The 14,225-nt window shown below is 47.5% G+C and carries 11 protein-coding genes; 5 read left to right on the forward strand and 6 right to left on the reverse strand.

The window, feature by feature from the left end; all coding sequences use genetic code 11:
• The first annotated feature begins 121 nt into the window (after nt 1–121).
• The 3 genes from Q4Q46_RS19235 to Q4Q46_RS19245 all read left to right on the forward strand — a co-directional run bounded on the left by Q4Q46_RS19235 (nt 122) and on the right by Q4Q46_RS19245 (nt 5,393).
• Nucleotides 122–916: a substrate-binding periplasmic protein gene (locus tag Q4Q46_RS19235; protein WP_261272458.1), complete on the forward strand. Its 795-nt coding sequence runs from the start codon at nt 122–124 to the stop codon at nt 914–916.
• Between the two features lie 209 nt (nt 917–1,125).
• Nucleotides 1,126–2,235, forward strand: a complete 1,110-nt coding sequence (locus Q4Q46_RS19240) for an efflux RND transporter periplasmic adaptor subunit (protein WP_311906795.1) — start codon at nt 1,126–1,128, stop codon at nt 2,233–2,235.
• On the forward strand, nt 2,235–5,393 hold the full coding sequence (locus Q4Q46_RS19245; RefSeq protein ID WP_311906796.1) for a multidrug efflux RND transporter permease subunit: 3,159 nt from the start codon (nt 2,235–2,237) through the stop codon (nt 5,391–5,393). Before Q4Q46_RS19240 ends, Q4Q46_RS19245 begins: the two co-directional genes overlap by 1 nt.
• An 82-nt stretch (nt 5,394–5,475) precedes the next feature.
• Here Q4Q46_RS19245 and Q4Q46_RS19250 read toward each other — a convergent pair whose 3' ends face one another.
• The gene (locus Q4Q46_RS19250; RefSeq protein WP_311906797.1) at nt 5,476–6,639 is read right to left on the reverse strand and encodes a multidrug effflux MFS transporter; all 1,164 of its coding nucleotides are present in this window, start codon (nt 6,637–6,639) and stop codon (nt 5,476–5,478) included.
• Nucleotides 6,640–6,781: 142 nt separating this feature from the next.
• Between Q4Q46_RS19250 and Q4Q46_RS19255 the strand changes: the two genes are divergently transcribed.
• A complete protein-coding gene (locus Q4Q46_RS19255) occupies nt 6,782–7,561 on the forward strand; it encodes an AraC family transcriptional regulator (RefSeq protein WP_311906798.1) in 780 nt (259 codons plus the stop codon).
• Nucleotides 7,562–7,705: 144 nt separating this feature from the next.
• Nucleotides 7,706–8,179, forward strand: coding sequence for a LabA-like NYN domain-containing protein (locus Q4Q46_RS19260; RefSeq protein ID WP_006082658.1), 474 nt, complete (start codon nt 7,706–7,708; stop codon nt 8,177–8,179).
• A gap of 78 nt (nt 8,180–8,257) precedes the next feature.
• Here Q4Q46_RS19260 and Q4Q46_RS19265 read toward each other — a convergent pair whose 3' ends face one another.
• From Q4Q46_RS19265 to Q4Q46_RS19285, 5 genes are all read right to left on the reverse strand, one after another.
• Nucleotides 8,258–8,734: a group I truncated hemoglobin gene (locus tag Q4Q46_RS19265; RefSeq protein WP_006082659.1), complete on the reverse strand. Its 477-nt coding sequence runs from the start codon at nt 8,732–8,734 to the stop codon at nt 8,258–8,260.
• A complete protein-coding gene (locus Q4Q46_RS19270; RefSeq protein WP_311906808.1) occupies nt 8,731–9,600 on the reverse strand; it encodes a DUF3034 family protein in 870 nt (289 codons plus the stop codon). Before Q4Q46_RS19270 ends, Q4Q46_RS19265 begins: the two co-directional genes overlap by 4 nt.
• A gap of 85 nt (nt 9,601–9,685) precedes the next feature.
• On the reverse strand, nt 9,686–11,992 hold the full coding sequence (locus tag Q4Q46_RS19275) for a bifunctional diguanylate cyclase/phosphodiesterase (RefSeq protein WP_311906799.1): 2,307 nt from the start codon (nt 11,990–11,992) through the stop codon (nt 9,686–9,688).
• Nucleotides 11,982–12,659 carry a methylamine utilization protein gene (locus Q4Q46_RS19280; RefSeq protein WP_259213299.1) on the reverse strand — a complete coding sequence of 226 codons (678 nt, stop codon included), beginning with the start codon at nt 12,657–12,659 and terminating at the stop codon, nt 11,982–11,984. The genes Q4Q46_RS19275 and Q4Q46_RS19280 overlap by 11 nt, the downstream gene beginning before the upstream one ends.
• Before the next feature lie 246 nt (nt 12,660–12,905).
• Nucleotides 12,906–14,210: an HD-GYP domain-containing protein gene (locus Q4Q46_RS19285; protein ID WP_259213302.1), complete on the reverse strand. Its 1,305-nt coding sequence runs from the start codon at nt 14,208–14,210 to the stop codon at nt 12,906–12,908.
• Nucleotides 14,211–14,225 lie beyond the last annotated feature (15 nt).

Raw genomic sequence — 14,225 nt, forward strand, 5'->3', positions numbered from 1 at the left:
GCGAATGTATAAATAAGTAAGGGCAAACATGCACGCATCTTAGTATTCATAAGTTCGCCAGTTTCAATTAACTCTGACTATACTCAAGCCAAGTGCGACTCACCTCAGTGCTGGAGTGGAAATGGGGAAGCAATTACTCACATTATCTGGCTTTTGCTTGTTTATGCTCGGCTTCATCCAGCCCGCATTTGCGGGTCGAGAACTTCATTTAGTCGCCACTAACTACCCTCCTTTTTATGCCGATGCCTTACCCGAACAAGGCGGCGTCGCACAAGTCGTCAAAGAAGCCTTTAAACGCCAAGGTTACAATGCCAGCCTCAAGTTTTATCCCTTCGCTCGCGCCGCCTTACTCGTTAAAACGGGCCAAGCCGATGGCATCATTGGGCTCTGGTATCGTAAAGAGCGTGAGCAATGGGCTCAATATTCTGCGCCTATCCAACCGGTGCAAATTGTGTTTTATAAACGTAAAGATGCGCCGCTGAGTTTCAGTCAGCTCTCAGATCTCAAACCCTACACGATTGGCATAGGCCGCGGTTACGCTAATCCACCCGAAATCTTCGCCGCTGGGCTCACCACCGAAGAAGGCAATTCGGATGAAATGAACCTCAAGAAGCTATTTTTAAAGCGCATCGACTTAGTCTTGATTGGCCATAACTTAGCCAGATACTTAATCAAAAAAGGCCCCGCTGAATATGACGATGCCTTTGAACAAGTCGGTCACCCCATAGCAACTGAGGTATTTCACTTAGGGGTGTCTTTGGCCGTGACGGATCATCAGCAGTTAGTGACGGATTTTAATCAAGGCTTAGACAGTATGCGCAGCGATGGTCGCTTAGCTTCTATTTTAAGCCAATTTCCTCAGGTGGAAACGACTCAAGCGCCTGTCGAAAAATCGCCTACAGAGGTCCATCCCTAGCGTCGAGGGTCTTCTCGCTCAGGCCATTTGCACAAAAAAAACACAAAAGCTGCGTTGAATTGTGCTCAAGGCTCAAAAAACACAATTTCTTTCATTTTCGTTCGCTTACCTTTACAAACTTTTACCCAACTGGCGTACGTTATTCACTAGAATAGCGCCATTAGAGCGATTACCTTTTTAAACTGCCTTTGCGCGAGATAATAATTACAATGAAAAAAACCATTATTGCCATTGCCCTGCTTGCGGTTATCGCCACAGCGGTAAGTTTTAGTGATGTCCTTCAAGCGGCTAAACCCGAAAGCGCACCTCATCTTATGCGAACCGTTCCAGTGGTCACGGGGGAAGTCGTTGAATATCCATTAGCACAATCTATTTCACTTATCGGCAAGCTCGCTGCCGAACGCGCTGTGGTGATCGCGCCGCAAGTCACAGGTAAGATTAAACAAGTCGCCGTGACCTCAAACCAAGCGGTGAAAAAAGGTCAGTTGCTTATCGAACTCGATGATATGAAAGCCCAAGCCGCCGTCGCCGAGGCTAATGCCTTTCTCAACGATGAAAAACGTAAACTCAAAGAGTTTGAAAAGCTGATCAGCCGCAACGCCATCACCCAAACCGAAATTGACGCACAAAAAGCCAGTGTCGATATCGCCCAAGCACGTTTAGCTTCAGCCCAAGCGGATTTACATTACCACTCGCTGATTGCACCGTTTGCGGGCAATACTGGACTGATTAATTTCAGCGAAGGCAAGATGGTCAGCATAGGCACTGAATTAATGTCGCTGGATGATTTATCTAGCATGCGCCTCGACTTACAAGTGCCAGAGCATTTCCTGTCGCAGTTGAGCATAGGTATGCAAGTGGCGGCCACCAGCCGTGCTTGGCCGGATGAAACCTTTACCGGCAAAGTTGTCGCTATCGATCCCCGCGTCAACGAAGAAACCTTAAACCTTAAAGTGCGGGTACAATTCGACAACCCAAAAAATCGCTTAAAACCCGGCATGATGATGTCATCCACTATCACTTTTCCTGCTATTTCAGCACCTATGGTGCCAGTACAAGCCCTTGAATATTCAGGCACTAAACGTTACGTATACGTAGTTAATGCCGATCACATTGCCAACCGCACCGAAGTGCAGTTAGGGGCGCGTATCGATAATCAAGTCTTGATTGAAAACGGTTTAAAAATAGGTGACAAAGTCGTGGTGCAGGGCTTAGTGAATATGCGCGATGGCCTGCAAATCAATGAAGTGACGCTCGATGCCAAGGTATCTACCCGTGCGGCTGAGCTTTCGAGCCCAAAAGCTACGGAGACTAAATAATGTGGTTGTCCGATGTTTCGGTTAAACGCCCCGTCGTTGCCATCGTTTTAAGCTTACTGCTGTGCGTATTCGGCATAGTCTCCTTCTCTAAGTTGTCGATACGGGAAATGCCCGACGTCGAAAGCCCAGTGGTCACCATTAGCACCAGTTACTCAGGTGCGTCGGCGGCCATTATGGAAAGCCAGATCACTAAAACCCTAGAAGATGAACTGACGGGGATCAGTGGTATCGACGAAATCACGTCGACCACACGTAATGGTAGCTCGCGTATCACAGTGAAATTCCTCCTCGGGTGGAACTTAACCGAAGGCGTGAGTGATGTGCGTGATGCGGTGGCACGCGCCCAGCGCAGGCTGCCTGAAGATGCGAAAGATCCTGTCGTCTCAAAAGACAACGGCTCGGGCGAGCCCTCCGTCTATGTGAATTTAAGTTCGAGTGTGATGGACCGCACTCAATTAACGGATTACGCCCAGCGCGTGTTAGAGGACAGATTTAGCCTTATCAGTGGCGTGAGCTCCATCAGTATTTCCGGCGGTTTGTACAAGGTGATGTACGTTAAGCTCAGACCCGAGCAAATGGCGGGACGCAATGTCACAGTCACCGACATAACGAACGCGCTGCGTAAAGAAAACATCGAAACACCCGGCGGCCAAGTGCGAAACGACACCACAGTGATGTCGGTGCGTACCAAACGCTTGTACTACACGCCAAAGGATTTTGACTACCTTGTGGTGCGTACCGCCAGCGATGGCACGCCTATCTACTTAAAAGATGTGGCCGATGTGGCTGTTGGCGCACAAAACGAAAACTCGACCTTCAAAAGCGACGGTATAGTTAACATCAGCTTAGGCATTATTGCCCAGTCCGATGCCAACCCCTTGCTTGTTGCTAAAGAAGTGCACAAAGAAGTCGATCGCGTACAAGACTTCCTGCCCGAAGGCACAAGCCTAGTGGTCGACTTCGACTCGACAGTATTTATAGACCGCTCGATTAACGAGGTCTATAGCACCCTTTATGTCACCGGCGCCTTAGTGGTACTGGTGCTGTATATCTTTATCGGACAAGCGCGGGCGACACTCATTCCTGCGGTAACGGTTCCGGTATCGTTAATCTCGGCATTTATCGCCGCCAATATGTTAGGTTATTCGATTAACCTACTGACATTGATGGCATTAATCCTCTCCATCGGTCTAGTGGTCGATGATGCGATTGTGGTGGTCGAGAACATTTTCCACCATATCGAAAAAGGCGAAGAGCCGTTACTCGCCGCCTATAAAGGTACCCGCGAAGTAGGTTTTGCCGTTGTCGCCACCACAGCAGTATTAGTCATGGTGTTTCTACCTATATCTTTTATGGACGGCATGGTCGGACTATTATTTACCGAGTTCTCTGTGATGCTAGCGGTATCGGTACTGTTCTCATCCTTAGTGGCACTGACACTTACCCCTGTACTGAGCAGCAAACTGCTGAAAGCTAACATCAAACCGAATCGCTTTAACCGTTGGGTCGACAACGGCTTTGCTCGCATGGAAAGTGTCTATCGTGTTGCTGTGACTCGGGCAATTAAACTCCGTCTACTCGCGCCCTTAGTTATCCTCGCTTGTATCGGCGGCAGCGCTTGGTTAATGCAACAAGTACCGTCACAGCTCGCGCCGCAGGAAGACCGCGGTGTATTGTTCGCCTTTATTAAAGGCGCCGAAGGCACCAGTTATAACCGTATGACAGCCAACATGGACATAGTCGAAGACAGACTCATGCCCTTGCTGGGTCAAGGTGTGCTGCGCTCATTCAGCGTGCAAGCCCCCGCGTTTGGTGGCCGTGCGGGCGATCAAACGGGCTTTGTGATCATGCAGCTTGAAGATTGGGGCACACGCACCGAATCAGCACAGCAAGCGCTTGGGATTATTAGCAAAGCATTGAAAGACATTCCCGATGTGATGGTTCGCCCTATGATGCCAGGCTTTAGGGGCCAATCGAGCGAACCGGTGCAATTTGTGCTTGGTGGTTCGGACTACGCCGAACTGTTTAAGTGGGCGCAGGTGCTTAAAGAAGAAGCCAATGCCAGCCCTATGATGGAAGGCGCCGACTTAGATTACGCCGAAACCACGCCTGAGCTTATCGTGACTGTTGATAAAGAACGCGCAGCGGAGCTTGGGATCAGTGTCGATGACGTCTCTCAAACCTTAGAAGTGATGCTCGGCGGTCGCACCGAAACCACCTATGTGGATCGAGGCGAAGAGTACGATGTGTACTTGCGCGGTGATGAAAACAGTTTTAACAACGTTGGCGATCTTAGCCAAATCTACATGCGTTCCGGTAAAGGCGAATTAGTGACGCTTGATACCGTGACCCATATCGAAGAAATTGCCTCGGCACAAAGATTAAGTCACACCAATAAGCAAAAATCGATCACCCTCAAGGCTAACGTCAGTGAAGGTTACACCTTAGGTGAAGGCTTAAAGTTTCTTGATGCTAAAGCCATTGAATTATTGCCTAAAGATATTTCCATTGGTTACACCGGCGAATCCAAAGACTTTAAGGAAAACCAAAGCAGTATCTTCATCGTATTTGGTTTGGCCTTACTGGTCGCTTACTTAGTGTTAGCCGCGCAGTTTGAAAGTTTTATCAACCCGTTAGTGGTGATGTTTACTGTGCCTATGGGCGTGTTTGGTGGTTTCTTAGGTCTACTGCTCACCAGTCAAGGGATCAACATCTACAGTCAGATCGGCATGATCATGTTGATTGGTATGGTGACCAAAAACGGTATCCTTATCGTGGAGTTTGCTAACCAATTGCGTGACCGCGGCTTTGAACTCGATAAAGCCATTATCGACGCTTCATCCCGTCGTTTGCGGCCAATCCTAATGACAGCCTTCACCACATTAGTGGGCGCTGTACCGTTAATTTTCTCGACGGGCGCAGGCTCAGAAAGTCGTATCGCTGTGGGTACTGTAGTGTTCTTCGGTATGGCATTCGCCACCTTTGTGACACTACTCGTCATCCCTGCCATGTATCGATTAATCTCGGCAGCGACCCATTCACCGGGATATGTTGAAGCTAAGCTCGAAGCGGCCATCAAAGCCCAAAAATTAGCAGCACAAGAGTTAGCGGCCCAAGAGGCGGCGGCAAAGCAGCAGGAGCTTGCGCCTAAAGCCTAGTGCTTCACGCCTACTCATCAATGTAAATAATCACATAACAAAAAGCCAAGGCACTCAGTGCCTTGGCTTTTTCTATTTATATTTAAGCGTTTTTTGCTTTATGGGCTAAGCCCACATTTACACCTAATCTAACACAAAGCAGTGCACTTAACGTAATCACTATACCTAAATGGTGAATGATTCCTGCGCCGCCTAAACCCAGTCCCAACAAAATGTAATAAAACAGTCCGAAGAGTGCGCCAGCAGAGCCCGCATAGGCGCGGTAGTTTGCCAGAGCCGAGCTGAGTATGTTCGGAATCGCGATACCGTAAGCAATCACAATCAATAGCATAGGCGCTAAAAAGTAAACATTATTCAGCCCTATAAAGATCGATTGGATCAGCCAAATCCCCAATCCACCGACAAGTGCAATAGCACTGGCTAAGCGAACCAGTCGTGCACCGGTGTGGCCTCGACCCAGCATTATTTTATTAACATAACTGCCAAGGAATGTACCAAAACCTAACAGTAAGCCACTAGTACCAAAGGCAAGCGTCGATAACCCTTGCGCCTGAAACATAAATGGCGCCAGTGAAAAGTAGCTAAACCACATCAGATTAAACGCCGCTACCAACAAGGTGTTCTTAATAATCCCGCTGTCACTAAGCATCTTAATCGCTAACTCGCCTATGGCGATTTTCTGAGTATGTGCGGGTTTAGTTTCGGGTAAAGATCTTACCGACAAAAATAACAACACGATTGCAGAGACCATGAGTGCGACAAACACACCTTGATATCCCCAATACGCACTGAGAACACTGCCCAATAGCAATCCGATAACTGGGCTTATTCCAAGTGACATCCCCATCACAGAAAAGACTTTCGCTAATTCCTCTCCGCTATAACTGTCACGCATCATAGTTTGGGTAATCACAGACCCCACTGCCGCACCAAAGGCCGACAATACGCGGGCCATCAACAACAGGCTAAAGTCGCTAACCATCAAGGCTAATACTGAGCCAATGGCATAACAGACTAATCCAGCGAGCATAGCTTTACGGCGACCAATAATGTCGGCTAAGCGGCCCCAGCAAAATACGCCGATGGCAAAGGCCATAAAGTACACAGATAAGGTTTGCGATGCGCCAGCAACCGACACCGCAAAGTTTTCTGCAATATTAGGCAAAGCTGGGCTATAGATGGTTTCCATAATTTGCGGAAACATCATTAGCAGCACAACGAGCCCTAATGGTGGTTTTATATTCATGATTCTTAGTCCATTTCAGTCATCCAAATGAGTTGGTTTACCGAAATGTCGCTCCATACTTGTCAAAGATGGCGCAGTATAGATAGAATCCACACCAGACAATTAGCAACACTTAGACAATAAACATCAAAAATAGGACAAAATGGCCTTTATTCGACCTGAACATCAATTTAATCCAGATCTGTTGGATAATCTGGTCATTGGTATTGCCGCAGATATGGGCGAACACGACTCGGGAGTGCATCACCACGAGAAGGCGCAGCTACTGTACGCCCCCGCAGGGGTAATGACATTTACTCTAGCCGAGACTCAAGTGGTGTTACCACCGACACGTGCGGCTTGGTTGCCAGCAGGCGTTGAGCACAGCGTTACCATGCGTAATGTGGTTGCCTATCGCTCACTCTACTTTGAGCCTGAGACGGTCAGCTCATTGCCCGATAGGGTCACTATTTTCCAGGTGAACCCGCTACTCAAAGCGTTAATCGACACTATGTCGTTTTGGCCATGGGACAAACCAAGAAGCACTCAGCACAATGCCTTTTTGCTGCTCTGCGAAGAATTGGGCAATGCCACGGAAGAAAATCTGGCTTTACCCCTCCCACAGGATAAACGTTTAACAACCTGGCTTGCGCAACTACAGCAACATCAGAAACCGCCAGCCAATCTTAAGGATATGGCAGTAGAAATCGGAGCCAGTGAACGCACAATTAGCCGCATTTTTAGCGCACAAACGGGAATGGCTTATCAAGCATGGCGCCAGCAATGGCGTTTACTCTCGGCCATTGAACAATTGGCGGCGGGGAAATCGGTGGCGCAGGTGGGCTTTAATTTACACTTTTCCAGCGACAGTGCCTTTATTAGCTTTTTTAAGCAATATACCGGCACCACTCCGGCGCAATATTTTAAATCCCCTAACATTTAGCCAAATATCCAATCCCGCGAGTACAACTCTGGTGAGGCAATTTCCCCGCTCAACCGAGAGCTGTACTTTCCATTTAGCGCCCGTTGGCGACTTGCTGTGTTATAGTGCGAGAAGTCTTTTCCCAGATCGAAAAATACGAATCCCTTGAAAAAAATCGCTTTATTTGTGGATGTACAAAACATTTATTACACCTGCCGTGAAGCCTATGGCCGCCAATTTAATTACCGTAAATTATGGCAACACTTAGGTTACGAGGGGGACATAGCGTTGGCCGTAGCTTATGCCATCCACAAGGGGGACGATGGGCAGTTAAAATTCCAGGACGCGTTAAAGCACATAGGCTTTGAAGTGAAGTTAAAACCTTTCATTCAGCGCAGCGATGGCTCGGCCAAAGGCGACTGGGATGTGGGGATCACTATCGATATTATGGAAGCGGCGAGTGAAGTGGATACTGTGATCTTATTGTCTGGTGATGGCGATTTCGATTTATTGCTGCAAAAAATCCATCAAAAATATGGCGTTGAAACCCAAGTCTATGGCGTCCCTACCCTGACGGCTAAATCCTTAAGGGATGCAGCGTCTCAATTTCACCCCATCGATGAAGCGCTCTTGCTCTAGCGCAAATAAAAATGCTGCTATCAATCACGGCAGCAGCATCTGAAGTTCACTATTTTAGCCATCAAAGTTACAACACATCTAATGATAGGTAATGTCCGAATACATAGGTGCGAGAAGTTTTAGGAGGGCATTGCGGGTCGATAATGGTATGTGTTGCTCCTTCATCGATTCAATTAAATGGCCCACTAAGGCATCAAAATCCGCCTGAGTAATATTCAACCCTTGGTGACTCAGTGCCATATTTTCACCGTGATACACACAACCGCCATCAGCAATCAGACAAAAATGCTCAATGGCGCGCTCACGAAATAACGCAATATCCGTCTCTTGGAAGTGATGCACTATGCGTGGATCGGTTGCTATACGGGCAAGTAAGCCATCGACAATCGCTGATAAACCAGCTTCACCACCTAACTCTTGATATAAGGTTTGCTGGCTTGAGTTGCCATTATTTGAGTTAACCTGTGGCGCCGATGATTCAGCCGTTTGCACTGCGCAGCCAGTGAAAAAAAACAAAGCGGCGACAGGTAATAGCTTCAGCAATAAACGACTCATAGTGCTCCCTCCACCGACACATACCAACCTTGCTGATCGGCAAAACCCGCAATACTGCCTAAATTCGCATAAGCCGTGACCACGGAAAGATGCTTATTGATAAACCACGCTAAAAACACATCCTGCCAATCATCTTCACGGGCAAAAGCTAACTCATTGGGTTTCTGGCGATATTCGATACCCAGCGCCACATTATCCGTTAGTAATACCGCCACAGACGCTTCGAGCACAAACTGATAATCATTACTGGCTTGGGTACCAAAACCCAATAAACCCGTTTGATTCGCCTTGGTCGCGCGCACGGTACCATTAAGTAATAAATTGCGCCCCGCCACCGCATCAAAAAACACTTTGCTGGCAGCAATATACACATCTAACCCCCAATCATCCCGCGCCCCAACCGCCTGAGGAATCGCAAAGTCATCGACTCTTTTATACTGAGCACCTAAGGTGATTTGCGGCATAGCCGTATAAAGTAACTCGCCGGCAAGCTTGTATTTTACCCCAAAGATATCTTGGCCTAACTCGCCGCCCATAGTATCTAAATCAAAGGTTTGCCGCGCAACGCTGAGCTCGAATCGATTATCAAAACTCAAGGAAGCGCCAATCACTTTCAGCGTAAAGTCATCGACATAAACGCCTGTCGCCATCGCCGTAGCGGACCATTCATCGCTACTGCCATAACCGTTGAACACCGCCCACGGCACTATGCCACCGCCAGCACTGCCCTCAATCGTCGTCCCGCCGCCAGTCGCAACCACGCGGCTACCTTCGGCAAACGCAGGAACTGTGCCCAATAGCAAAAACAGGCAAGGCAAAGCCTTAGCACAATTCCAAGCTAATGAATTCAACTTCAATGCATTCATGGCAATGTTCACTCGCTACTCCGCTTTATTCTATCGAAGACGTCTAATTTTAACGCCTTTTGTGCGCTTTCTTGGGCAAATTAACTTATGTGTCTGAGGGATTTGCATGGTTAAATGCTTCGAACCACAGATCAAATTCAGCCGCTTTTAAGGGTTTTGAAAACACGTAGCCTTGGATGATGTCGCAATTGAGGTTACGCAGGATTTCAACGCCTTCTGGTTCCTCAACCCCTTCGGCCACAACGGTAAAACCTAGGCCGTGGATCAACTGAATGCTCGTATTCACTATCATCACATCTTGACTATTCGTGAGCATGTCTTTGATAAAGCTACGATCAATCTTTACTTCATTGACGGGCAAAATTTTCAAATAAGCTAAGGATGAATGCCCTGTGCCAAAGTCATCGATGGCGACGGATACACCCATGTCACGGAATCGCTGCAACACACTCACCACAGTCTGCGCATCTTTCATCACAGCGCCTTCGGTGACTTCAATGCAGAGTGCGCCACTTGGCAGATTATTGTCTTTTAATAAACTGGCAATTTGATTCGGCAAGCGGGTATCGACTAAATCATGGGCCGACAGGTTAATGGCCAGTTTCAGCGCCATACCCCGCTGCTGCCATGCGACTAATTGTTGAATCGCCTGCTGCAACACCCATTGGCTGACGATATCAATGTTACCTGAGTTTTCAGCGAGTTGGATAAACTCATCGGGCGGAATAAACCCTAAGGTTGGATGCTGCCAGCGGATCAGTGCCTCGGCGCCGGTACACTGATTTAAGTGTAAATCCACCTTAGGTTGAAACACGAGATAGAGTTGGTTTTGCGCCAAACCTATGGGTAAATCGCGGATAATAGTCAGCTCACGCTGGTATTTCTCATCGGCACCCTGACGATAACTGACGATGCGTTGCTCCTCGAGACAGGCTTGATTGAGGGCAATTTCGGCGCGGCGCACTAACACATCGATATCGGCACCATTGCCATCGATTTCCAGTAATCCCGCCCGCACGGTAAGAGAGATATTTGAGCCTTGGATTGGAAATGGCGACTCCAACATATCCAATGATTTCAACAAGTGCTCGGGACGAATACCTTGGCTATATAGGAGTAAAAAAGAGTCGCCATCTAATCGCGCGAGTAAATCCGGTGTGGGGGCTAATTGCTCTAAACGGCGGGCAAAAAGCACCAACAAGGTATCTGCGTTGGCAAAACCGATAATGTCGTTGATATGGCGAAAATGTTTAATATCCAGCAATACCATAGCGCCGGCTAGCTCATGTTTAAGATCCGCTAAATGCTGTTTTGCCGCAAAACGATTGAGCAATCCCGTCAAACTGTCGTGGCGGGATTGATAGACTAAATCCTTTTCCCGCGCCTCAATATCGTCGCGCATCAAGGACAAACTTTTGGCCAACACCCGCAGTTCTGCTGGCGCACCTTGAATACTGCCAGGCTGCTTACCTTGACCAATTTTACGGGCATAGGTTACCAATTGATGCACGGGCTCAGTCAAACTGCCCGACAACCAAATCGCAATCACAATCGCCAGCGCTAAGGTCAAGGCAAAAATCAGCAACATATTATTGCGTAGATGCTGATAACTTTGCTGCCACTTGAGGTTTGACTGATGCAGTAGGGCTAATTGGCTGCCGTTATGATCATAGAGTTTGATCGCCATGGACAGATAGTCCACGGGAATGTTCTCACTGGGCATTTTCAGTAGGCTGGGAAATAGGCTCGCCTGCTCTACCACACTGCGTTTTTCATCGTCGGATAAGGTTGACGCGATTTCGGTGCGACCCGTGGCTTGATTGACAAAGCTGACATCGATACCGGTAATGGCTTTAGCTTGTTGGGCGACTTTCTCATCCAATAGGAACCCCATTCCGACCCAAGCAATCAAGGTCGGCGCCTTCACGGGCTGCAACACAAACTGATAGCTGGCATGATCAAAATTGAGGATAGCTAAAGCATTGTTATTGCTGGTGGTCATATCGAATAAGGATTGAATGTCATCCTGAGTGAGTCCGGGTAGACTCGAGGTCAAGAGCTCTCCTTTTGGAGACAACAATACTGCAGCGTCGGCGCCGATACGAGAGCCGTGATTAGATAACACAGACTCAATGGTTTCTTGCTCGCCGGTGGCAATTGCGCGCTTAAAACCAAAATCGGCACTGAGCACAGACAAACTTTGGCTGAGCTGAATACCGCGATTCGAAAGGACTTCGAGAAACACATTGGCACCAATATCGAGGCTTTTTTGTTGCTGTAAAAAGTTGTCCCTTTCGGTCGCCGTCAATACAGAAAATGCCGTGGCAAACTGCACTAGAGTCAGCACAATAAAGAAAACTAAAATCAGCCGTGCGCGAAAACTATTTAGCATGTAATGGCTTGCCTTGAGCATCGTAGTGGCCAAATCCCGACGGCGGGGCTGACGGTTTAGCTTGGCGCTCAATGTCTAAGGACAAACTGAGTTGATTCGCGCCAGTGGTTAACACTAGCTCAGTCGGCTCGGAGGCCGCCTTCTGCCATGGATGCCAGAGTTTGACTTTGTATTGACCGGCCGCAAGATCCTTAAACTGGATCTCACCTTTTTCGTCCGTCACCGCGACAATTGGGCTATCCGCCACATAGATAAATGCCTGCATATAATCGTGAATATTGCAGCCAAGTGCAACTAAGCCGGGTTTATCGAACAGGATCGGCGCTTCGGCTTGACCCACATACAGTTTAAGTTCGAAAGGTTTCGCCTCGGAAAAGGAATACACATGGTGACGAGTGCGATCTAGGTTAGGAAAATCCACCTTGGCGCCCTTAGGGACCGCCAACACAAAAGGGATAAAGGTTCGATTTTTTTGTGACATTTCATAATGTCCAACAGGCATAGCCTTATCGGGCATCACTGCTGGGATCAACTCCACGACAGTATCGGCAATCGCCTGCTGCTGTAAATCCACCAGCTTAATATTGAGCTCAGCGGCCATGACTTGAGGCGTCAGAGAGGCAGAAACACTCAGAACTAGAGCAAATAAAGCGCGATTTAAGATCATCAGTTACCTCGGGCATAGTGATGCAAGGTCAACAAGTACCTTAGCTGAGTACGGCGTAAAACAAACTATTTTTATTCGTGTAGCATTGTACATCACTAATATATCGAATATTCCATTGGAACCTATAGAAGAGCGCCAAAACAGTAATCATTCTAATCGTCCAACTGCCATTACGCACGAAAGTGACCACAAATAATGGATAAACAACATCATGCACACATTTAAAGCACGGATAACCACAAGCGTTTAAATCGAACCATGCTGACTCAACGCTGGCACTTCCGTTTCATTATATTCTTGGGTAGATAACTGATAAAAACTATCGGCATCAGCTTGCAACACACCATAGACATACGAGTCCAACTTACCTTGCTCAACCATAGGAGTCATAATTTCAAAGACTTCTGTCAGTTTCAATGAGCCCCGATAAGGCCGTTTCTGCGTGAGTGCTTGGAATACATCGACGATAGCCAAAACTCGTGATGGTAAATCTAACTCTTCCTGCTGCTTGCTAAAGGGATAACCTGAACCATCGAGACGTTCATGATGGTTTGAAGCCCATTCACCAATCACTGATTTTGGGAAAAAACATTTCAGGGTGTTTTCGGTATCGACTGTGTGGCGTTTTACGATGGAATATTCTTCTTTCGTTAACTTGCCTTCTTTGTGTAATAACGCATCGGGGGTTTTAAGTTTGCCGACATCGTGTAATAAACCGGCGACATATAACAACTCGGCATCGAGAGCTGGCACGCCACAATCGAGGGCAACCAGTTTTGCGAGCAAGGCCACTTTATCGGAATGATGGAAAGTAAAAGGACTTTTGGCATCGACTATTTTTGCGAGAAATCTTGCCAGTTGAATAACGCCGTCGAGATCTAATTCTTTGTCATAAAAATGGTTTATCTCAAAATCAACGGCCATCTGCTCTATGCTATTGACGTCCATGCTGTACCAAAAACCATCTTTATTAACCAGTTGGCACATAGCCTCAACCATATTCGGTTCAAATAAACTGCCACTGTGCACCCTTAAATTTTCAGCCACTAAGCTCTCATGCAAAGTGATGAGTTCCTCATGATAACCTTGAGTATATCGAGCGCGTAAAAAGTCTGTACGGTCTGCCAGAAAAATCAGTGCAGCAATATCTCGCTCAAACGCTGACAACACTAGGCTCTGACTCTCTATCCATGGGGTATGATGATAGCGCACTGAGGCTGCAAACTTATCCAATAGTGGACACTTTACTAAAGCTTGATAGCCACGTTCGCAATGGGAGTTGGCACCCTCTGGCTGCATCAGCTTGAGTAGGCGTAAATGTTCCTCCGATGAGGACACACCACAGTCATGAATTAGCCCAGCAAAATAGGCAAACTGCTTCTTATCATCGGGCCAATTTAACACCGAGGCACATTTATAGGCCATATACGCGACCCTGTGCCCATGGTGTAAGTCATCAACGCCCACAAAATCTAATGCTTTAGCTACGGCTAATAAAGCATGTCTTACATCAATTTTCACTTTTAGTTCATGAGGTTGAAAAGTGTCCATTACAATTGTCCAATC

It is taken from the genome of Shewanella vaxholmensis (genome assembly GCF_031932135.1).
Classification (GTDB): Bacteria; Pseudomonadota; Gammaproteobacteria; order Enterobacterales; family Shewanellaceae; genus Shewanella; species Shewanella hafniensis.